The 19,762-nt window shown below is 51.6% G+C and carries 21 protein-coding genes; 7 read left to right on the top strand and 14 right to left on the bottom strand.

The window, feature by feature from the left end:
* Positions 1-123: 123 nt before the first annotated feature.
* The 4 genes from IQ268_RS27135 to IQ268_RS27120 form a co-directional block, all read right to left on the bottom strand.
* Positions 124-342: a hypothetical protein gene (locus IQ268_RS27135; protein WP_193885771.1), complete on the bottom strand. Its 219-nt coding sequence runs from the start codon at positions 340-342 to the stop codon at positions 124-126.
* 105 nt (positions 343-447) lie between these two features.
* Positions 448-1,470 (bottom strand): fatty acid desaturase, encoded by a 1,023-nt coding sequence (locus IQ268_RS27130; protein ID WP_193885758.1) that lies wholly within the window; start codon positions 1,468-1,470, stop codon positions 448-450.
* A gap of 308 nt (positions 1,471-1,778) precedes the next feature.
* Positions 1,779-3,185, bottom strand: a complete 1,407-nt coding sequence (locus IQ268_RS27125) for an MATE family efflux transporter (RefSeq protein WP_193885769.1) — start codon at positions 3,183-3,185, stop codon at positions 1,779-1,781.
* Positions 3,186-3,357: 172 nt separating this feature from the next.
* A complete protein-coding gene (locus IQ268_RS27120; protein WP_193885756.1) occupies positions 3,358-3,711 on the bottom strand; it encodes a hypothetical protein in 354 nt (117 codons plus the stop codon).
* A gap of 116 nt (positions 3,712-3,827) precedes the next feature.
* Here IQ268_RS27120 and IQ268_RS27115 point away from each other — a divergent pair, with 116 nt between their 5' ends.
* The 3 genes from IQ268_RS27115 to IQ268_RS27105 all read left to right on the top strand — a co-directional run bounded on the left by IQ268_RS27115 (position 3,828) and on the right by IQ268_RS27105 (position 6,314).
* Positions 3,828-4,784: a LysR family transcriptional regulator gene (locus IQ268_RS27115; protein WP_228035770.1), complete on the top strand. Its 957-nt coding sequence runs from the start codon at positions 3,828-3,830 to the stop codon at positions 4,782-4,784.
* 19 nt (positions 4,785-4,803) lie between these two features.
* Complete coding sequence (locus IQ268_RS27110; protein WP_193885754.1) at positions 4,804-5,298, top strand: GNAT family N-acetyltransferase; 495 nt, start codon at positions 4,804-4,806, stop codon at positions 5,296-5,298.
* Between the two features lie 335 nt (positions 5,299-5,633).
* Positions 5,634-6,314, top strand: coding sequence for a sugar transferase (locus IQ268_RS27105; protein WP_193885752.1), 681 nt, complete (start codon positions 5,634-5,636; stop codon positions 6,312-6,314).
* 124 nt (positions 6,315-6,438) lie between these two features.
* On the opposite strand, the gene IQ268_RS27100 is transcribed toward IQ268_RS27105, so the two are convergent.
* The 3 genes from IQ268_RS27100 to pstA (IQ268_RS27090) form a co-directional block, all read right to left on the bottom strand.
* Entirely contained in the window at positions 6,439-7,356 is a 918-nt protein-coding gene (locus IQ268_RS27100) for an alpha/beta fold hydrolase (protein WP_193885750.1), read from the bottom strand.
* Positions 7,357-7,430: 74 nt separating this feature from the next.
* Positions 7,431-8,234 carry a phosphate ABC transporter ATP-binding protein PstB gene (pstB, locus tag IQ268_RS27095; protein ID WP_193885748.1) on the bottom strand — a complete coding sequence of 268 codons (804 nt, stop codon included), beginning with the start codon at positions 8,232-8,234 and terminating at the stop codon, positions 7,431-7,433.
* Positions 8,235-8,274: 40 nt separating this feature from the next.
* On the bottom strand, positions 8,275-9,168 hold the full coding sequence (gene pstA / locus IQ268_RS27090) for a phosphate ABC transporter permease PstA (protein WP_193885746.1): 894 nt from the start codon (positions 9,166-9,168) through the stop codon (positions 8,275-8,277).
* A gap of 6 nt (positions 9,169-9,174) precedes the next feature.
* Here pstA (IQ268_RS27090) and IQ268_RS33120 point away from each other — a divergent pair, with 6 nt between their 5' ends.
* Positions 9,175-9,306 carry a hypothetical protein gene (locus IQ268_RS33120; protein WP_255527291.1) on the top strand — a complete coding sequence of 44 codons (132 nt, stop codon included), beginning with the start codon at positions 9,175-9,177 and terminating at the stop codon, positions 9,304-9,306.
* A gap of 1 nt (position 9,307) precedes the next feature.
* Here the strand turns inward: IQ268_RS33120 and pstC (IQ268_RS27085) are convergent, their stop codons facing one another.
* The 6 genes from pstC (IQ268_RS27085) to IQ268_RS27060 all read right to left on the bottom strand — a co-directional run bounded on the left by pstC (IQ268_RS27085) (position 9,308) and on the right by IQ268_RS27060 (position 15,713).
* A complete protein-coding gene (gene pstC / locus IQ268_RS27085) occupies positions 9,308-10,273 on the bottom strand; it encodes a phosphate ABC transporter permease subunit PstC (RefSeq protein WP_193885744.1) in 966 nt (321 codons plus the stop codon).
* A 131-nt stretch (positions 10,274-10,404) separates the two neighbouring features.
* Positions 10,405-11,496, bottom strand: a complete 1,092-nt coding sequence (gene pstS, locus IQ268_RS27080; protein WP_193885741.1) for a phosphate ABC transporter substrate-binding protein PstS — start codon at positions 11,494-11,496, stop codon at positions 10,405-10,407.
* A 205-nt stretch (positions 11,497-11,701) separates the two neighbouring features.
* Entirely contained in the window at positions 11,702-12,517 is an 816-nt protein-coding gene (gene pstB, locus IQ268_RS27075; protein ID WP_193885739.1) for a phosphate ABC transporter ATP-binding protein PstB, read from the bottom strand.
* 93 nt (positions 12,518-12,610) lie between these two features.
* The gene (gene pstA, locus IQ268_RS27070) at positions 12,611-13,552 is read right to left on the bottom strand and encodes a phosphate ABC transporter permease PstA (RefSeq protein ID WP_193885737.1); all 942 of its coding nucleotides are present in this window, start codon (positions 13,550-13,552) and stop codon (positions 12,611-12,613) included.
* Entirely contained in the window at positions 13,549-14,493 is a 945-nt protein-coding gene (pstC, locus tag IQ268_RS27065; RefSeq protein WP_193885735.1) for a phosphate ABC transporter permease subunit PstC, read from the bottom strand. Before pstC (IQ268_RS27065) ends, pstA (IQ268_RS27070) begins: the two co-directional genes overlap by 4 nt.
* Positions 14,494-14,621: 128 nt before the next feature.
* Positions 14,622-15,713 carry a PstS family phosphate ABC transporter substrate-binding protein gene (locus tag IQ268_RS27060; protein WP_193885733.1) on the bottom strand — a complete coding sequence of 364 codons (1,092 nt, stop codon included), beginning with the start codon at positions 15,711-15,713 and terminating at the stop codon, positions 14,622-14,624.
* A 254-nt stretch (positions 15,714-15,967) separates the two neighbouring features.
* On the opposite strand from IQ268_RS27060, the gene IQ268_RS27055 reads away from it, so the two are divergent.
* Entirely contained in the window at positions 15,968-16,438 is a 471-nt protein-coding gene (locus IQ268_RS27055) for a thiol-disulfide oxidoreductase DCC family protein (RefSeq protein ID WP_193885731.1), read from the top strand.
* A gap of 14 nt (positions 16,439-16,452) precedes the next feature.
* Here IQ268_RS27055 and IQ268_RS27050 read toward each other — a convergent pair whose 3' ends face one another.
* Entirely contained in the window at positions 16,453-17,658 is a 1,206-nt protein-coding gene (locus IQ268_RS27050) for an FAD-binding oxidoreductase (protein WP_193885729.1), read from the bottom strand.
* A gap of 369 nt (positions 17,659-18,027) precedes the next feature.
* Here IQ268_RS27050 and glnT point away from each other — a divergent pair, with 369 nt between their 5' ends.
* Together glnT and IQ268_RS27040 are read left to right on the top strand one after the other, a co-directional pair.
* Positions 18,028-19,353 carry a type III glutamate--ammonia ligase gene (glnT, locus tag IQ268_RS27045; RefSeq protein WP_193885727.1) on the top strand — a complete coding sequence of 442 codons (1,326 nt, stop codon included), beginning with the start codon at positions 18,028-18,030 and terminating at the stop codon, positions 19,351-19,353.
* Between the two features lie 24 nt (positions 19,354-19,377).
* Positions 19,378-19,743, top strand: a complete 366-nt coding sequence (locus IQ268_RS27040) for a hypothetical protein (protein ID WP_193885725.1) — start codon at positions 19,378-19,380, stop codon at positions 19,741-19,743.
* Positions 19,744-19,762: the final 19 nt, after the last annotated feature.

Genomic DNA, 19,762 nt, shown 5'->3' with positions numbered 1-19,762 from the left:
CGCTGCAACAAACATCAAAATCGTTGGGACATCAACGGTTGGACTAGGAGATGTAAGACTGGCTCCGCCTGCAATCTCTGCTTGAATCCTTAGAATCCCCCGTTTTCAAAACGGGGGAGTATGTCAAAGTTCGTCGTCTGCCAGTAAGTCTGCCCTTAAATCGCTGGGTGGGTCATCGAGTCGCTCGGGTGTTACTGCCGGGTTTTCAATGATTTCACGACGATTTTGGGTCAACCCACCTTTGTATACCAGATCTCTTGGATCAACCGCTTCAATGTCGTCTTGTTCCTGGTTGGCGGCTGGATCGGTGTTCGAGGGACGATTGGTAGGGTTGCTACTCATGCATTTCTCCTGAGATTTCCTACTGACTCTTACCCTAACGAACCTGATTGCTCTAACCGCCTATCTTGGGACTTAGATTCAATCTGTCTTTAATTCCCAGTCGATTTAGCAAGTCAGCACCAGGAACGAGACTCCAACGGCACCGTAAAAGGTGTCTGGTGTAAAGTTACCTTGTTCATCTACAGCCCGCCCCTGGTCTGAGAAGATACGCGCCACGCGAAATCGATGATAGTTGGCTAAAAGACAAGTGACCGGAACATAGTGCAGTTCGTTGCCCGAAAATAGATCGCGATCTAGCTCATGTAGGCTGTGCCAGGGGCACTTCATGACATCATGATGGGCGTTGTGATAACCAAAATTGAGCAACAGGAGATTGAGCCAGCGGTAACGTCGTGATAGCAACGTTGAAAAGGTGTTCTTCTGTTCGTGAATGCGATCGCGCTCTGGTAATGCCGTTCCAACCGGAAACACCTCATAGGTGTGCTGAAAAGCATCCATCCACCGTAAAAGCGTAATCATGCCAATGTAAGCCACAAAATATAGCAGCAACGCTTTGAAGGAAACCAGCCCCAGTAAGATAAATAGTGAGATGCGGGTCAGGAGTAACAGCGTGACGCGTCGCCGCTGATCGCGGTAGTCTGGGTTCCAGAACGGAGCCGTGAGCGATCGCCACTGCAACATAAATGAAACGGCTGGAAAGTAAAGCCATTCCAGGACTAAAATGCTTTGTCGCACCGGGGCAGGCAAGTTTGTGATCAACTCAGCCAGGTCAAACGCCGAAAAATCAACGCGATCGACATGGTGGGCAATGTGCAGTTTTGCCAAATCTTTGAAGCGGGCGTAGCAACTGCCAGTTAACCACAACATAATTGTGCCACCTACCTCGTTACCATGCCGTCGAGTAAAGACGGTGCCATGCATAAACTCATGAGCAAAATACGCCGCACAAACCAGGCTGTGCGTCAGCAAAGCAACCCCTAACGCGTTCAGCCAACCGTTAGATGCCAACAATAGGGCAATGCCGCCACCATATCCCAATCCGGTGTAGGTGAGGGCAATCGCGTTCCACAGTGGCTTTTGACGATGGACATAAGAGCTAACGTTAACGGGTGCAGACAGGCTAACCATATCGGTGGAACCAGGGTTTGTGTTTAGTGTTGACAGATACAGCTTGAAGGTAAAAGAACTTCAACTCTCTCCAACCTATCGCGTCGGCAGGATCATTAGTAGACATGGTCAAATTTCTCTGACGTAGGCAGCGAATTCTGGCAATTTGTAGCGGCAGGCGATTGTTTCATCTCTGTTCCAGACGGTTCATCAATGGATTGCATTGTCTTACAGCCATTTTCATTCACCACGCCTTAAACCCTACACCTCACACCCATCCTGGCGAGACGGTGGCTGACTCGATTAAGAACTGCTGTAAAACTTGGGGATTAGCAAGATAAATTAGCCGTCTGTTGGCGTACCGCAGGAGTAATCAGCCGATAGAAGCGCCAGGTGAGAATGGTTGCTGCTGCCAAAAGCCCGATCGCCAGCCCCCACCAGAGACCCACGCCACCAAATCCTAAGCGTAACCCCAGCCAGTAGCCGCTACCCAGCCCCAAACACCAATATGAAAAGATGCCGATGTACATGGGGATCTGGGTGTCTTTCAACCCTCGTAACGCCCCAGCAGCAATGACCTGAATCCCATCCACTAACTGAAACATCGCGGCAACACCCAATAGCGCTTTGGCGATCGCTACCACCTCTGCATTTGCGGGATCGCGGACATCCAGATAAAGCGAAACAATGGTTTCGGGGAACACCCAAACCACGATCGCCATTATGCCCATAAACAGGCTCCCCAACCCAATCCCTACCGAGCCAGCCAGCCGTGCCCGGTAGGGGTTTCTCTGCCCACGCAATTGCCCTACTCGTACCGTTGTGGCAAAGGAAATGCCCAGCGGCACCATAAAGGTAATTGATGCTGTTTGAATCGCAATTTGATGAGCCGCTAAAGTGGTCGTGCCAATTTGACCCACCAAAAACGTAGTTGCTGTAAACAGCCCGGTTTCAACGGCGGCCAGAACTCCAATAGGTAGACCTGTTTTCAGCAATTCCAAAAAGATGTGGCGATCGAATTGCAGCAGATGGCGAAAAAGACCATAGGGACGAAACCGAGGTTGACTCATTAAATAAAGAGCCAAAGCGGTGAATATGCCCCAAAGCGATAGAGTACTGGCATATCCAATTCCCACCAGACCCAGTGCCGGAAACCCTAATTTGCCAAACATCAGCACATAGTTCGCCAGCGCATTGAAAATCGTTCCGCCAATCATCACTACAATCACCGGACGCGGTTGGGACAGCGCTGTTACAAAGTTCTTGAGAACGGCAAAAGCCAGACCGGGCCAATAGCCCCAGACGATCGCCCGCAGATAGGTTTTAGCCAGGGCAACATTCTCTGGTTGCTGCCCAAATAGCCGTAAGAGCAAATCACCGTTCCAAATCAGCACCATCACCGGAAGCGCCAGCACCAGCGAGAGCAGCAACCCTTGCCGTGCAACCTGGCCTGCGCGTGCAACCTGTCCGGCTCCGTGTGCCTCTGCCGCCAATGGGCTAACCGCAGACACGATGCCATTGCCAGCAATGACCACGGATAGAAAAACAGCAGCCCCTAAGCCTCCTGCTGCTAAGAATTGACTGCCCAACAGCCCCATCATGATCGTATCAATGAAGGTAGTTGCCGCCTGAGCCAACTGTGCCCCGGCGAGTGGCAGCGCTAACTGCAAACACGCCTTAATTTCATCAATAATCAGTGGCTTGGAAGGGCGTTGGATAAACGTATCTTTGATCATCGTTCGGAACATCGTATGGTAGAGCATTCAGCCATCTGGGATGGCATCGCCGGGAGGCATAAAATCACCGTTTCCATCGGCAATAATGGGCGAAGCACTTGGAATCTTTGCTTGAGAAATCAAATCGATTTCTGCCCAAGTGCTTCGCCCATGCAGTGACACACTATTATGATTACCGATGGCGATCGCTTTGCTTCCCCTTGATGGATGATCTAAGGGAATCATTTTCCCCAATGGCCGCATGATGGCGTGTCTTGCTACACCCCCTCATCTCCATTGCAGAAACTCGCTCGATGCTGAGGTTGGTGGTCGGTTCATTCGCACTCCACCCAACGTTCCCCCAGGGGGCATCGGTACACCACACTTGCGCGTCGGTTCGGTTTGAACAACGGTTGCTTATCGGCGGCTCAATCTGCTCGAAGGTTGACCGGAGCCATGTGAACGCCAGGTGTGTCGCTTTAGCCGCTTGCCGTTGCGCTGAATGCCATGCCGATGGTCGATCGTCAAGATGGTGTGTCGGGATCATGCTTCCAGACCTCTCTGCTGAGTCGTGTTATGCCACTTGCTGTAGTTTCAATTTAGGCAGTGCGTTGAGCGGGATCAAATCATGCGTTGTATCTCTCCCATGAGCAACATCGATGGATGGAGCGTTCACCTTCTTTTACGCTGACCAATAAGAGTGATGGTTGCGCCATGATCATGAATCGCCATCGGCCAAGCCAGATGAAGCTTTCTCAACTCCGCATTTTGGTGGCGGTGGCAGAGCATGGCAGCTTTAGTGAAGCGGCCTTAGACCTGGACATGTCCCAATCGGCGGTGAGCCATGCGATCGCCATGCTCGAAACCGATCTGGGTGTGGTGCTGTTTTCACGAGGGCGGCATGGGGCTTCGCCTACCCCCGTGGGCGATCGCATCATCGGCCATGCGCGGCAGATGTTGAAACTGCAAGATGACATCGTGAAAGATGCCAACCTGGCAAGAAGCTTGTCTGGGGGAAAAGTTCGCATGGCGGCGTTTCGCAGCGTATCGACCCACATTTTGCCCGAAGTGATTGCTCAATTTTGCGATCGCTTCCCCGAAATTGATGTAGAAATTATCGAACACCTGGATGATTTGAGCATTGAAGACGACATTCGCAAAGGACGCGCCGACTTGGGCTTTATCGAACGACCCGTGAGCGAAGAGTTTGAAACCTGGGAACTAATGCGAGATGAATATGTGGCGCTATTTCCGCCCACCTTTAAGCGGGAAGGTTCCCGGCTAGATTGGAACGAGCTGAGCGCCTATCCCCTGATCATGTCGCACGAAAGCAACAAGTTTGATCCCCATATCTATGAACACTGTGCGGCATCGGGGGTGACGCTGCATGTGGCCTACCAAATCCGGTCTGATTCGACTATCGTCAGCATGGTGGCTCGCGGTTTAGGAGCCACTGTGATTCCGCGGCTGGCGGCTGAACCAATTCCACCCGATGTAAAAGTGTATAGCCTGCCTGTGCCGTTGTTTCGGGTGATCAAAGTGGCCGTATTGTCCAATGCGCTGCAAGTGCCAGCCGTGTTTGCATTCCTGGATCTGTTGAAAAGCACGACGGTAGTTTAAGTTGATGATAGAGGTCAATATGGACGTTCGCTTGCGCTCCATGACGCAGCAGGATATTGAATTTGTCTTAGCCGCCGAGCGCCATCCCGAAAACGCTCCTTTTATTACCCAATGGACCTATGAGCAGCATGACGCAGCATTGCAGGATGGGGACTCGGCTCACTTCATCATTGAAACTACAGCCGATCGCCGTCCGGTAGGGTTTCTCTTGCTGGCTGGTTTTGCTAACCCCGATCACAATATTGAACTGCGGCGAATTGCCATCAATGAAAAGGGCAAGGGATATGGCAGAACCGGGTTGCGGTTGGCAAAACAGTTCGTATTTGACCAGAAGCAAGCCCATCGGCTGTGGCTGGATGTCAAAGACCACAACCTTAAAGCACAGCACCTCTACCAGTCAGAAGGCTTTGTCCCGGAAGGGCGCTTGCGGGAATGCATCAAAATGGGCGATCGCTACGAATCGCTGATCATTATGTCCATGCTGGAATCAGAGTATCGCACCACTGTCGCTTGAACGCTTAAAGCAAGATAAACCTCACTCTATGGTTACATCGGTATTTACGGGGAATATTACGGCTGTTTCAGTCCGTAAATATCTATCTTTGGGTGAAGGACACAGCAAAAATATTCTGATCCTTTTTTCAGGTGAAACCCGCTCCAACGCTACTGAATTCGCTTGGTTTGACCGATCTGCTTCACAGTAACTTCACATAACCTGGGGATCATCCCTTCATTAAAAAGATTTTGCAAAGTCTCCGGTCTGAGTTTTCCCTGGAGCGGATTAGCCATTTATATTGCGTGTATAGATACTTACGTATATACACGGTTATTCGTATCGGGTATTACACAATGACCAATTATGCATTACCAAAGATGACAGCAGCTAGCGTTCTCCCCACTTCTGTAACACTTAGCAACAGTCCTCATCCCTCCGCTTGTAGTGCGTTCAAGCGACTGCTTGATATCGTCGGTAGTCTGATTGGTCTGGCTATCCTGGCGATCATCTTTATTCCGATCGCGATCGCCATCAAGTTAGACAGTCCAGGCCCCATTTTTTATAAACAAGAACGATATGGCTTACAGGGTCGTCCGTTTACCCTCCGCAAATTTCGCTCGATGGTGCAAAACGCAGACGATCTAAAGGCAAGTGTAGAAAATGAAGCCAAAGGGCTAATCTTTAAGAACAAGCAAGACCCCCGCGTAACTCGGGTGGGAAACTTTCTACGCAAAACCAGTCTGGATGAACTGCCCCAATTTTTAAATGTGCTGCTGGGTGAAATGAGTTTAGTAGGTACTCGGCCTCCAACCCATGATGAAGTTGTGCACTACGGTGAGCGCCACTGGCAACGGCTCAACGTCAAACCCGGTTTAACTGGAGAGTGGCAGGTTAGTGGACGTTCCGCCATCAGCGATTTTGAAGAGATTGTAGACCTCGACCTGCGCTATCAGTCGTTGTGGAATCCGCTGTACGACATCAAACTGATTATGAAAACAGTTTTCATTGTGTTAGCCAGGGCTGGAGCTTACTAACCTTTTTCTTGCCTCTTCAGCATATTCCTATGAAAACTTGTGGCTTTCCCCGGCGTTGCACCCACGTGTAGCTGGGGATTTTGCGTTTTACAGTAGCCTGAACGATCGCAACAGGCGCGATCGCTCAGCCGGGTTGATGGGACAACGCTTGCTTCAGAATCCAGTTTTGTAAAATTGGGTTAACCCTCTCAGGCACTTCATCCTGAGGGCAATGCCCCACCCCTTCCAGGGCAATGAACTCCTGAACGGCAGGAAAGTCGGCAAGCTTGCGTCCCAGGGCGATCGGTTCCCACGGGTCATCTGTTCCCCACAGCAACAGCGCCGGACACGGCAACACCTCTAACAAATCTTCTGGCAAGGGGCCTTGAGAGTAGCGGGTAAATGCCAAAAAAACGTCAGCCGCACCCGGATCATCCGCAGCGGCCATGAGTAAATCAACCAGTTCATCCGTCACCGCTTCAGGATGTTTGTAGGCTTGCAGCAAAATTTTGCGAACGGTATTGCGCTTAGCAATTTGCTTAAAAAACGTCCGTCCAATCCAGGGAACAGAGAGGATCGCTTGTAGAATCGGCGTTCCAACGCGGCGATACCAGGGCAACTCTGCCCGACGGCGATCGTGCAACAGGCGCAACGAGCAATTCAGCATCGCTACCCCTATCACCGTGTCGGGATAGGTTACAGCAGTTTGCATCGCGGCAATGCAACCGATAGAATTGCCCGCTAAGAACACGGGTGCTTGCACCACCTGGCGACAGAAATCAGCGATTTGCTCGGCCCACGTTTCAAAGGTGTAGGCGATCTCGTCACCGGGTACGGGTTTGGCAGACGCTCCAAACCCAATCAGGTCAATGGCATACACGCGACAGGTCTGCGCCAGGGACGGAATGTTTTTACGCCAATGTCCCCAGGATGCGCCAAAGCCATGAATGAGAACAACGGCTGGCCCCTCGTGTCCTTGGGTTTGGTAGCAAATCGAAAACCCGCGCCATATCCAGGTTTGTGTGGCTGAAATGGAAACAGGAGCCGGGGATGATGTCGCCATAGAGGGGCTATTACAAATCGTTACCGTCTCTATTGTGACAGGTTTTTCTGCCCCGACGCCGATGGTTCGTTGGGTTAGCCAAACCGACCGCTAACATAGTCCTGTGTAGCCTGCTGCTGCGGGGAGTTAAAGATGGCTCCGGTTTTGTCATATTCCACCAGATAGCCGAACCGATTCCCCCCCTCTGCTGCTTCCGCATTAAAAAACGCCGTCATATCCGAGACGCGAGAGGCTTGCTGCATGTTGTGCGTCACAATCACAATTGTGTACTGCTGCTTCAGTTTGTGCATTAAGTCTTCAATGCGCAAGGTTGAGATTGGGTCCAGTGCCGAGCAGGGTTCATCCATCAAAATTACTTCGGGCTGCATGGCGATCGCCCGGGCAATACAAAGCCGCTGTTGCTGACCGCCAGAGAGTGACAAACCGCTGGCTTTTAGCTTGTCTTTAACCTCATCCCACAACGCTGCCGAGCGGAGCGATCGCTCCACCAGTTCATCCAAATTTTCTTTAGAGTTACCAATGCGGGCACCAAAGGCAACGTTGTCATAAATCGACTTAGGAAATGGATTGGGTTTTTGAAACACCATGCCCACCCGACGCCGGACTTCCACCGCGTCAACGTCGCTGTCGTACAAATCTTTGCCCCGGTACGAAATCTTTCCTTCCACCCGTGCCCCTGGTATTAAATCGTTCATGCGGTTGAAGCAGCGCAACAGCGTACTTTTACCGCAGCCCGAAGGCCCAATGAACGCGGTCACTTGCTGTTTGGGAATGTCGAGAAACACATCCCGCAACGCTAGAACCGAGCCGTAATACACCGATACGTTATTGACCTGTAATAGCGTATCGGTGCTGCTGGTGATGGTGCTGTAAGTCATGGAAAAAAACCTCGTCGATTGGCAGGGGACAGGGGCTAACTCAGTACTTTTTCTGGCGAGCAATCAGGCGAGCCACAATACTCACAATCAGTACAATTCCTAACAGAACAAGTGCTGCTGCCCAGGCCAGTTCTTGCTGCGCCCGAAAGGGAATGATGGCGAAGAAATAGATTAAAACGGGAAGCGTTGCGATCGGCGCAAAGGCATCGGTTGACCAGAAGTTGTTGTTTAAAGCGGTGAACAATAGCGGCGCGGCTTCGCCTGCGGCGCGTGCCAGTGCCAGGGTAACCGCCGTGGCGATCGCAGGGAGTGCCGCAGGTAAAACAATTTGTGTAATGGTTTGAAACCGGGTTGCTCCAATTCCAAGTGCAGCCAACCGCACCTCATGTGGAATTAGCATTAATCCTTCTTCTGCCGTTCTCATCACAATGGGAAGCATCAGCACCGCCAGCGCTACCCCTCCGGCAAATGCCGAAAAGTTGCCCATGGTTGCAACCACAAGGCTGTAGGCAAATAGCCCCGCCAAAATGGCTGGAACGCCCGTTAACACGTTAGCAGAGAATCGTACCCAGTAAGCAACGCGGCTGCCCCGGCCAAACTCCGACAGGTAAATCGCGGCTAAGATGCCAAACGGAGTGCTGAAGGCGGTAGCAATGCCCAGTGTAATGAGTGAGCCAACAATGGCATGACCAAACCCACCGTCTGTGAGTCCGGGTGGCGGTGGCAGTTCGGTGAACGATTCCAATCCCAATCGCGGTAAGCCTTCACGGGCGACATCAAAAACAACAGCAACCAGCGGCGCTAGCACCAGCAGGGTAAAAAACCCGGTGATGACCGTTAACGACACACTCATGATCGTTTTGCTAGAGGTTTTCGATCGCGTCAAGTCAATCGGTTCAACTGCCGGGAGAGCATCGTTTAATGGGGTAGTCATATCCTGTTGAAGAAAGAGGATTGGGAGAAGGGAGAGCCAGGATGGAGCCAGGAACGGCAGGGTTGGAGTAATGACTTGATGCCAGCGGCGATCGCCAATCTGCCTCTCCAGGTCTTGCTCAATTCAAGTAGACGTTAGCCTACTCAACGTTTTGGAACTTCTTGATAATCATTTCGGCAAAGATGTTAACCAGTAGCGTCAACACCATCAGCACCAAACCGGAGTAGAGCAAAGCGGCGACTTGAGTTCGTCCGGCTTCGCCAAACTGTGACGCAATCAACGATGTGATAGTCGCTCCTGGGTTCATCAACGAAATGCTGATGCGGTTGGAGTTGCCCACCAGCATCGCTGCCACCATTGTTTCACCCATTGCCCGCCCAAACGCCAGCATCACAGAGCCAATGATGCCAGAAAGTCCGGCAGGAATCAGCACTCGAATAATCGTTTCCCAACGGGTTGCGCCCATTGCCATCGCGCCTTGCCGCAATTCGGGAGGCAACGACAAAAGGGTGCCGCGCGTAATGGAAATAATGATGGGAACAATCATGATCGCCAAAATGATGCCGAGTGTCAGCAGGCTATATCCTCTGGGAACCCCGGCAAACAACGGAATCCAGCCCAACGTGCTGTTGAGAACTTGATAGAACGGGCGAATGAACGGAATAAAGACAAAAATGCCCCACAAACCCAACACCACGCTTGGAATCGCCACAATTAGCTCGATCGCAAATGAAATGGGAGTGCGAATATAGCCGGGAACGAAGTCTTCGGTTAAAAACACCGCTACTCCTACTCCAATGGGCACGGCCAGAAACAGGGCGATCGCCGAGGTGACCAACGTGCCATAAATCTGCGGCAGGGCACCGTAGACGTTCTGCACCGGATCCCAGGTCGTGCTAAAGAGAAACCCCAACCCAAAGGTTTGAATGGCGGGCAATGCTGATCTGCCAATTTCATAGATCACAAAGGCTAGTACGGCAGCTATGCCGATCGCCATAACCAGCGTCAGCCAGAAAAATCCCTGATCCAGTAGGCTTTGTTTGCTCAGGCGTTTTTCTAAGCTGCCTCTGTTCGATTGTGTGGCTCCTTCGGTTCCTGCACTCATAGTTTTGCACTCATAAACTGGCTGTTTGCCATTCCAACCGTTAACGTTGATCACAATCGTGCTGCCCCCTACAATCATCTTCAACCCGTGATAGCGTCGGAAGATGATTGCAAGGGGGTACCCAACCGTTGTCAGGCTTGAATTTCGTCTAAAGCTGTCCTGATCCGCTCAACGATGCTGTCTGGCATCGGTACATAATCGAGTTCTTCGGCGATCGAACGTCCGTCTGTGAGCGACCACTCAATAACATTTCTCAGGGTTTGCCACCGCTGCGGATCGTCATATTGGGGATACACCATAAGCCAGGTCAACCCAGCAATGGGATATGCCCCTTCGTTGGTGGGATCGGGTACAAGTAGCCCGAAGTCTTCGGGAATTTCTTCGCCGTCAAACGCAAGCGATGCGGTTTGGGCTGACGGTTCAATATAGTTACCAGTGCTGTTCTCCAAGGTTGCCATTGGAATGTCATTCAGCTTGGCGTAGGCAAACTCAACGTAGCCGATCGCCCCTTCGTTCTGCTGAATTAGACCAGAAACGCCCTCGTTGCCCTGTCCGCCCTGCCCCGCAGGCCAGTCTACCGAGGTGCCGACACCAGCCGCCCAATTCGGACAAACGCTATCAATGTGATTGACAAAAATGAAAGTGGTGCCGCTACCGTCAGAGCGATGGGCAAAGACAATTTCCTGAGCGGGCAAGTCTAGCCCTTCGTTTTCAGCCGCGATCGCCGGGTCGTTCCAGGTAGTAATCTCGCCCGTCACAATCCCACAATACGCCTCGCGCGAGAGCCGCAATTCTTCGCCTTCAATTTGGGGCAAGTTGTAGGCCAACACCACCGCGCCGCCTGCCATCGGTAACTGGATTGGTTCAGCGTTGTACTCAGACTGAAACGACTCCAGGCGATCGCCTGTAATGGGGGCATCACTGGCTCCAAAATCGACCGTGCCGTTAATATACTGCTCAAGTCCGGCACCGCTACCAACCGATTGATAGCTAACCTGTACCCCAGAATCAACATCGCTGTTATAGGCCGCAAACCAGCGCTGGTACAGAGGTGCCGGGAATGTAGCACCCGCTCCACTTAGCGCTACCGTCCCGCCGCTGGCGGTTTGCCCCCCACCAGCTTCGCCAGCGGTCGGCGCTTCAGTTCTGGGACCACAAGCGGCTATGCCCGCAGAAAGCACGGTTGCCAATGCGAAAAGCCCACTTCGTCTCTGCAATTTCATAATTACCTCGTCACCGTTGCTGTCCATCAGTAGTATCGAGAGCAAATATGACGAGAGAGTGATGACCCATTAAGAAAAGGTAAAGCAGCAGTTAAAGTTCAATAAACGGGTGAACTGCAAAAAAAACCTGGGAAATCCCAGGCGTGATGATGCCAATCAAGATAGTGATACATTGCTTCAAAACGGTCAAACTCTGCAAATGAGGTTAGCCGAAACGACCGCTAACATAGTCTTGCGTCGCCTGCTCTACCGGATTACTGAAGATCTTGTCGGTGTTGTCGTATTCAACCAAATAGCCAACTTTGCCACCGCTTTCCGTAGCTTCTGCATTGAAGAAAGCTGTCATATCAGACACACGGGAGGCTTGCTGCATGTTGTGCGTCACAATCACCATCGTGTATTTTTGCTTCAGTTCATGCATCAAGTCTTCTACCCGCAGGGTGGAAATGGGGTCAAGAGCCGAACACGGCTCGTCCATCAACAAAATTTCTGGCTCAACTGCCAATGCCCTGGCGATGCAGAGCCGCTGTTGCTGTCCACCCGATAGGGAATAGCCGCTTTCCTTGAGCTTGTCCTTAACTTCATCCCAAAGCGCTGCGCCACGCAGCGATCGCTCCACCAGCTCATCCATGTCGCCCCGGTAGCCGTTGATTCGAGCGCCAAAGGCAATATTTTCGTAGATGGATTTAGAAAAGGGGTTGGGCTTTTGAAACACCATACCAATGCGGCGACGAACTTCAACCACATCCACCTTTTTGTCGTAGAGGTCTTTGCCAAGAAAGGTGATTCGGCCTTCGACCCGGCAACTCGGAATCAGGTCATTCAGGCGATCGAAGCATCTGAGAACGGTACTCTTGCCACAGCCCGATGGGCCAATCAACGCTGTGATCTTGTTTGCGGGAATGTCCAGGTTGACATTGCGAACCGCCAGAAAGGAGCCGTAGTAAACGTTGACGTTTTCAGCCCTGAGTGCTGTGCCAACAGAGGCAGGATGGGTAGTGTTTGTAGGATTGGATTGCATGGCAGAGGGATAGGTATAAATCTACAGGGAGTGTCGATAGCATCAAGGCGAAACGCTTCATTTTGACAGTAGCATTTCACACCAACAGCGTGGCTAGATTCGAGTCTTTTGAAATCGGTTACGCAACAGAATAGCGGTTGTGTTCATCAGCAGCAGAACGACCATCAAAACGATGATTCCCGATGCGGCAAGGTTGTGAAAATCAACCTGCGGACGCGACACCCAGTTATAAATCTGAATCGGCAGTGCCGTAAACGAACTTTGCAAGCCTGCTGGTGAGAGCGGTGGCAGAAAGGCGATAAAGGTGAGCGCTCCTAGAGTAATCAGCGGTGCAGTTTCACCGATCGCCCGCGACAGTGCCAAGATCATTCCGGTTAAAATTCCGGGAAGTGCCAGCGGAAAAACATGTTCGCGAACCACCTGCCAGCGCGTGGCTCCAAGCGCCAGCCCACCCTGACGCAAACTGCTCGATACGGCTCGCAGCGCTTCACGGGTTGACACAATCACGATGGGCAATACCAGTAGTGAGAGGGTCAACGCCCCTGCCAAAACACTACGCCCACCCGTGATGCCAACCAAAATACGGACAAACACCTGTAACCCTAGCAAACCATAGATGATGGAAGGAACCGCCGCTAAGTTGTTGATGTTAATTTCAACCAGTTTGGCGTACCAGCTATCTGGGCTGGAGAACTCCTCCAGAAATATTCCGGCTCCTACACCCAGAGGGAAGGTGATCAAAGCAGTCAGCACTAGAAGCCAGACAGTGCCCACCAGTGGAGACAAAATTCCGGCTCGTTCTGGCGATCGCGAGGGATAGCTGCTAAGAAAGTTCCAGTTCAGGAACTGAAGCCCGTCTGACAGTATGTCAAACAGCAGCAGGAGCAGGACAACTACGCCAGAAATGGTCGCAATTAGAGTGGCGATCGCAAAAATCTTGTCCAGCCGATATCGACCCGACAGGTTGAGGTCAAACCGCTTTTCCTGTGGATCGGGGAGATTGTTTCCCAAAAGGCTCGGTTCATGTGCGGTCATTCGTACTTCTCCCGGAAACGGCGAACAAACCAGAAGCTAAAAATGTTTAGAGCAAATGTAATCAGAAACAGCGTAAAGCCAACTGCAAATAGAGTTCTGTACGCAAGCGAACCCGTTGGCGTATCGCCTAAACTCACCTGCACAATGAATGAGGTCATTGTTTGAATCGGAACCCTGGGATCCAGCGTCAGAACCGGTCGTGCCCCAGCCGCAATGGTTACAATCATCGTTTCACCCACGGCGCGAGCAATACCCAGAACAAAGGATGCCACAATGCCAGACAGAGCAGCCGGAAGAACTACGCCCGTGATGGTTTCACGCTTCGTTGCGCCAATGGCATAAGATCCTTGTCTTAGGCTGCTGGGAACGGCATAAATGGCATCTTCACTCAGAGAAGCGATCGTTGGTAAAATTGCGAAACCCATTACAACGCCAGCGCTCATTGCATTAAACGCTTGCAGCCCAGGAATGAAAGCTCGCAAAATTGGAGTGACAAACAGCAGCGCAAAATAGCCAAAAACAACGGTTGGCACTCCAGCTAAAATCTCCAGGATTGGCTTGAGCCAGGCGCGCAGTTTGCGAGGAGCGTACTCACTCAGGTAAATAGCCGCCAACAAACCGAGCGGAATGGCAACCAGTAGCGCAATCAACGACGTGAGAAACGTAGCGCTCAGAAGAACGAGGATGCCATATTGCGGGTTGACGAATAGAGGTGTCCACTGGGTATCGGTCAAAAATCGCCACAGCGGGATTTCCTGAAAAAATCCAACCGTCTCAAAAATAAGGCTTAAAACAATACCAACGGTAGTGGCAATAGAGACAAACGCAAACGCTCCGAAGATGAGTTTGACAATTTGCTCTACCCGTCTGTTCAAATTTCGGTTCGGCTTCCACAGGTTGTTTGTGGTGGCCTGATCGGGTGGAAGTGGACTACTGCTCATATTGGCAGGGGGGGGAGAAAGTGTGCAGCTTGGACAGGGTTAATTCAATTGATGCAGCAAGACTTAATGGCGATCGCACCTCATGCCTTTAGAAAGGTGCAGAGGTGCGATCGCCCGTTCAAACCCGTTTATTGCGGGCTAGGAGAAGCGCCGCCGCCAGCACCCTGCTCCGCAAAATCGGCAAGGCTATAGTCTGTTGCACCTGCGCCAAAGACGCTACCCGTGACATCATTTTGCACACGAGCTAATGCAGCCTGATACAGTTCGTCACTGAGGGGAATGTATCCCACTTCCTCAACTAACGATGCATTGTCCTGGCTTAAGTAAAACTCGGCAAACGCCTGCACTTCAGGACGTTCTTCGATCGCGTTTTGGCTGATGTAGATGAACAACGGACGAGAAAGGGGTGTATAGGTGCTGTCTAAGACGGTTTCAGCACTGGGAGCCACACAGCCTTCCCCACCATCAATCTGAACAGCCTTGAGAGCATCCTGATTCTCTTCATAGTAGGCAAAACCGAAATAACCCAGGGCATTTGGGTCGTTACTAACACCCTGAACAATCACGTTGTCATCTTCACTCGCCGTGTAATCTCCTCGGCTGGCTCCTTCTTCACCGTTAATTTCATCGGTGAAATAGTCAAAGGTACCGGAGTCTGTTCCAGGCCCGTAAAGGGTCAAGGGCTGATCGGGAAACTCAGGATTCACCTGATTCCATCTGGAAATAGTACCTTGAGCGTCGGGTGCCCACATGGTGGAGAGCTCTTCAACCGTCAAACACTCAGCCCAATCGTTTTGGGGGTTGACGACAATCGTCAATGCGTCTTGAGCAATGGGTAACTCAACAAATTCAATGCCAGCATCCTGACACGCTTGAGCTTCATCTTGTTCAATCGGACGAGACGCATTAGAAACCTGGGTTTCACCACGGCAAAACTTTTCAAATCCGCCACCCGTACCCGACGAACCAACGGTAACTTGAACACCCGAATTAGCAGCCATGAACTCTTCTGCCATGGCTTCCGAAACTGGGAAAACGGTGCTGGAACCGTCAACGGCAATCGAACCGCTCAGGTTGCCGCCTTCTGTACCACCAGCCGCTGGAGATTCTGCGCCCCCATTCGTGCCCTGATTACCTCCGGCACAAGCCGATACAACAAGAGTCAACGCTAGTGAGCCAGCAAGATATGCCAAACGCTTGGAACGAAATTGGAACAACATAGTAATTCTGATGCCTGGATCGCATGTCGCATAAACGTACCGAATCTTACAGCAGTTCTGTAAAGGTTAGGTTAAGGGGTTGCACAGAGCCATTCCGTTGTCTGTTTCGGCTGGCGCTTCAATGCTTGGTTCTGGCACTGTTCTGGCACTGGATAAACCGCTTTCGCCTCAAATTGCCGCAGCCAATTGTTCCACAAATCGCCAGTATCTATTCACACTAGTAAGTAAGACCTGTATCTCTGGTATGCCAACTCATGACCCACGTTGTAATTTATGACGGCAACTGCAATCTCTGTGTCACGTTAGTCAGGCTGCTTGAACACTTAGACCAGGGAACCCAGTTTCAATATGTGCCGATGCAACATCAGCAAACGCTCGATCGCTACGAAATTACGGCTCAAGACTGTGAATTGGGCATGATTTTGATTGACGCTGAACACCCCAACCGTCGCTGGCAGGGCAGTAACGCGGCTGAAGAGATTGGGCGGTTATTGCCCTCTGGGGATTTATTTGTCGCTGCTTACCGAAACTTGCCGGGCTTAAAGTGGATGGGCGATCGCGTCTATGAACAGGTTCGCGACAACCGTTATACGCTGTTCGGCAAACGCTCCAGTCTTTATGAGTCTCCCTACCCGGTGTGCGATTCAGATGCGTGTCAGCCCTATTTTGCGGCTGAACCTAACCCTGAGGAGCAGGCTCAAACCAGAGCAGACACTAGCCTCTGACCCCGGCCTGGTATTTAGCGTAACCCCCCTGCGTTGGCATAGCTAATGGGTGGCTTGACCAAATTGTTGTCCTGAAACCGACTAAAGCGAAAAATGTCTAGCAGGTGAACCTGCTCGTTCACATCCCCCAGCACAAACTGGCTCATCAAATCGCCCACGATCGGGCTGAGTTTATATCCGTGGCCGCTAAAACCTACCGCGCAGTAGAGTCCAGGAACGTGGTTGAGGCGATCGATAATCGGCTGGTAATCTGGTGTAATTCCCCAAATTCCAGAATAGGTTTCTACAGTGGGGGCAGTACCTAAAACAGGACAGCGATGAATCAGCTTCTGGCGCAGCGTCTCGCAAATGTTGGGAAACCGTTGGCCGTTAAAGTCATCAGCGCTGTCGAGGCTAAATTGGGGATGGTATTTCGGGTCAGAGTTGCCAATGCGCGTATAGGGTTGCCCAGCATCAGAGCGGATGTAGCACAGGTTCACTAAATCCGAAACCACTGGATGCGATGCAGCATAGTCAGCGGGGCGTTCCATTACCACAACATGCTCCACCACGGGCTTAACTGGAAACGGCAAACCCAGCGGTGCTGTGAATTGCTTCGCCCACGGGCCAACGCAGTCAATTACGGTGCGAGTGGCGATCGCTCCGGTGGGGGTAACAACGGCTTCAACACGCCCCTCCAGGTCGAGTTGAATATTCAGTACGGGTGTGTGTGTCCGAATCTCTGCCCCCAGTTCACGGGCGCGATTCGCCAGGGCGATCGTCGTCAGAGGGGGGCTACCATAGCCTGAGTCTGGTTCATAGGCCGCCGCTGCCACATCATCAATCCGCAAAAACGGGACTTCGGCCTGCGCTTCGTCTGGCGACACCAATCGCACGTTAATTCCCAGCGGTTGATGCATCGAAACGATACTCCCTAGCGTTTCCACATCCGATTCGCCAACCAGGATGTAATAGCCGCAAGGGTAAAAGCCCGCATCATGTCCTCCAAACCGCTCTTTGAAGTGGTGAAAAAGCTGAAGCGATCGATAGGCTAACTCAGCCAATACCGGATGGGTGTAATGCGTGCGGATAATGCCAATCCCTTTACCCGATGCCCCGTTTGCCAGTTCCTTTTGTTCGAGCAGCAGCACTTTTCCGGCCTTTCGTTCTGCCAGATGCAGGGCGATCGATGCTCCGATACAACCGCCACCCACCACTACAATATCTGCTGTTTCAGCCATGCTCCATCCCCTAAACTAACGCCAGTCCTTAAATATCAACCCTAGAGGTTGCCAAACCTAAGAGGATGTTTGAAAAGTAGCAAATGTCCTGCATTCGCCCTCTAAATCCCCCAATTTTGGGGGACTTCCGAGCCGATTCTGGTTCAAAGTCCCCCAGAATGGGGGATTTAGGGGGCGGTTCGAGTGACGTTCAGCACGTTTCAAACATCCTCTAAGACACGCATCCGTTTCTAACCCACCCATGCTCTTACTCCTAGCCTTCACCCTTGGGAAAGTAACAAAGTCTAACCCTGCTAGAGGTATTCCGCTATACAAACTTGTCATAACAAGATTGATTTACTGGATGGCGAACTGTCTAAAGGGCTTGTCATGGTTTCGACGTTGCCACGCGATCGCTCACTCACCGAAGTTGCAGATGAGCTAAACCTTGACTTCTTCTTGGTGTCCTACACAGATCTGCTAGGCGGGACGCGTGCAAAGTTAGTGCCTGCTGCCAAAATTGCAGCGGTTGAGTCGGATGGTGCCTGTTTTGCTCCATTTGCCTCCAACCTGGGGTTAGGGCCAGATGCTCACGATATTGCAGCTATTCCCGATCCGCATTCCTTAATTGTGTTGCCCTGGCAGCCCAATGTCGGTTGGTTAGCCAGCGATGCCTATCTGGATGGCGAACCGTTTGCAGCCTCTCCCAGGGTGCTTTTCAAGCGCGTGCTGAAGCAGTTTGAAGACCTGGGGTACAGCTACAAGACCGGGGTTGAGGCAGAATTCTTTTTGCTAAAGCAGACCGAGCACGGATACCAAATTGCCGATTCCAAAGATACGGCGGTGCGTCCCTGCTACGACCAGCTTAATTTGATGCGCCAGTTTGACTTTATTGCCACACTGGTGGGCTACATGGAGCAGTTGGGCTGGGAACCCTACCAGTGTGACCACGAAGACGCGAATGGTCAGTTTGAAATCAACTGGACGTACAACGAAGCGCTGGTAACAGCCGATCGCCATGTCTTCTTCAAATACATGGTCAAAACCCTGGCAGAGCAGCGTGGTTTAACGGCAACCTTCATGCCTAAGCCGTTTAGTCACCTCACGGGTAACGGTGCCCACCTGCACATGAGCGCCTGGAGTAACGGGGATAATGTCTTTGCCGACCCAACGGGTGAACTAGGCTTGTCTACCCTGGGGTACGAGTTTTTAGCGGGTGTATTGGCACATGCTCGCGGTCTTTCGGCTATTTGTACCCCCACGGTCACTTCATACAAACGGCTCGGTGCCAGTACCAGCGTTTCGGGTAGCTGCTGGGCACCGCGTTATGTCTCCTATGGGGGCAATAACCGCACCCACCTGATTCGTATTCCAGAAGCCGGACGGTTTGAGTTTCGTTTAGCCGATGGAGCCGCTAATCTTTATCTAGCGCAGGCTGGCATCCTTGCGGCTGGCCTAGATGGAATGCACCATCACCTTCAGCCCGGAGAACGGCTCGATGAAAATATGTTTGTGCGGGGGTCAGAATTTCCCAACCTCGAAACGTTGCCAACCAATCTGCTAGAAGGGTTAAAGTGTCTAGAGCAGGATAGCTTAATCATGTCTACGCTAGGGGAATCGGCAGCCAAAACCTTTCTTGATTTCAAATATCAAGAGTGGGATGCTTATAGCATGGCGGTTACACCGTGGGAGTTGGAGCAGTATATTAACTGTTAACCGGCGTCATTCATTCATCTGGCTATGGCTACCAACATTGTTGCTCAAGAGCAGGTCAAGAAAGATATTCTGACCTGTCTGGGTATCTGGCTCACCCTGGAACTGATCTGCTTTACAATTCTGCCGTTGATTGAGCTAGTCACACCGGGCGATCGCTTCCAAACCTGGTTTTTGATTAGCTTACCGATGGGTGTTGGTGGTTCCTTGCTGACCGGAATCGGCACTCATCTGTTCTGGTTGCTGGGTAATCCCACCAACCTGCTCCTAAAAGCGTTACTCTGGCTCATCAAACAGATTTCAGTTTGGGTGGGTCTTTTAGGAATTGCCTTTCCGCTATTAGTTATTTGTATTGAGTTCTTTACAGAGTTAATTGCTCAACAAATGCTCTAATCGAGCGGCTCAACCCGCC

Origin of the sequence: Oculatella sp. LEGE 06141 (assembly GCF_015207605.1) — a bacterium.
Classification (GTDB): domain Bacteria; phylum Cyanobacteriota; class Cyanobacteriia; order Elainellales; family Elainellaceae; genus Oculatella.
The sequence above is the reverse complement of the archived record's forward strand: the minus strand, read 5'-3'. Positions and strand labels throughout refer to the sequence as shown.

What these genes read in the sequence shown, in the direction of transcription:
- IQ268_RS27135 (WP_193885771.1), bottom strand. Translation starts at nt 342, where the DNA reads ATGAGTAGCAACCCTACCAATCGTCCCTCGAACACCGATCCAGCCGCC.
- IQ268_RS27130 (WP_193885758.1), bottom strand. Translation starts at nt 1,470, where the DNA reads ATGGTTAGCCTGTCTGCACCCGTTAACGTTAGCTCTTATGTCCATCGT.
- IQ268_RS27125 (WP_193885769.1), bottom strand. Translation starts at nt 3,185, where the DNA reads ATGATCAAAGATACGTTTATCCAACGCCCTTCCAAGCCACTGATTATT.
- IQ268_RS27120 (WP_193885756.1), bottom strand. Translation starts at nt 3,711, where the DNA reads ATGATCCCGACACACCATCTTGACGATCGACCATCGGCATGGCATTCA.
- IQ268_RS27115 (WP_228035770.1), top strand. Translation starts at nt 3,828, where the DNA reads ATGGAGCGTTCACCTTCTTTTACGCTGACCAATAAGAGTGATGGTTGC.
- IQ268_RS27110 (WP_193885754.1), top strand. Translation starts at nt 4,804, where the DNA reads ATGGACGTTCGCTTGCGCTCCATGACGCAGCAGGATATTGAATTTGTC.
- IQ268_RS27105 (WP_193885752.1), top strand. Translation starts at nt 5,634, where the DNA reads ATGACCAATTATGCATTACCAAAGATGACAGCAGCTAGCGTTCTCCCC.
- IQ268_RS27100 (WP_193885750.1), bottom strand. Translation starts at nt 7,356, where the DNA reads ATGGCGACATCATCCCCGGCTCCTGTTTCCATTTCAGCCACACAAACC.
- pstB (WP_193885748.1), bottom strand. Translation starts at nt 8,234, where the DNA reads ATGACTTACAGCACCATCACCAGCAGCACCGATACGCTATTACAGGTC.
- pstA (WP_193885746.1), bottom strand. Translation starts at nt 9,168, where the DNA reads ATGACTACCCCATTAAACGATGCTCTCCCGGCAGTTGAACCGATTGAC.
- pstC (WP_193885744.1), bottom strand. Translation starts at nt 10,273, where the DNA reads ATGAGTGCAGGAACCGAAGGAGCCACACAATCGAACAGAGGCAGCTTA.
- pstS (WP_193885741.1), bottom strand. Translation starts at nt 11,496, where the DNA reads ATGAAATTGCAGAGACGAAGTGGGCTTTTCGCATTGGCAACCGTGCTT.
- pstB (WP_193885739.1), bottom strand. Translation starts at nt 12,517, where the DNA reads ATGCAATCCAATCCTACAAACACTACCCATCCTGCCTCTGTTGGCACA.
- pstA (WP_193885737.1), bottom strand. Translation starts at nt 13,552, where the DNA reads ATGACCGCACATGAACCGAGCCTTTTGGGAAACAATCTCCCCGATCCA.
- pstC (WP_193885735.1), bottom strand. Translation starts at nt 14,493, where the DNA reads ATGAGCAGTAGTCCACTTCCACCCGATCAGGCCACCACAAACAACCTG.
- IQ268_RS27060 (WP_193885733.1), bottom strand. Translation starts at nt 15,713, where the DNA reads ATGTTGTTCCAATTTCGTTCCAAGCGTTTGGCATATCTTGCTGGCTCA.
- IQ268_RS27055 (WP_193885731.1), top strand. Translation starts at nt 15,968, where the DNA reads ATGACCCACGTTGTAATTTATGACGGCAACTGCAATCTCTGTGTCACG.
- IQ268_RS27050 (WP_193885729.1), bottom strand. Translation starts at nt 17,658, where the DNA reads ATGGCTGAAACAGCAGATATTGTAGTGGTGGGTGGCGGTTGTATCGGA.
- glnT (WP_193885727.1), top strand. Translation starts at nt 18,028, where the DNA reads ATGGTTTCGACGTTGCCACGCGATCGCTCACTCACCGAAGTTGCAGAT.
- IQ268_RS27040 (WP_193885725.1), top strand. Translation starts at nt 19,378, where the DNA reads ATGGCTACCAACATTGTTGCTCAAGAGCAGGTCAAGAAAGATATTCTG.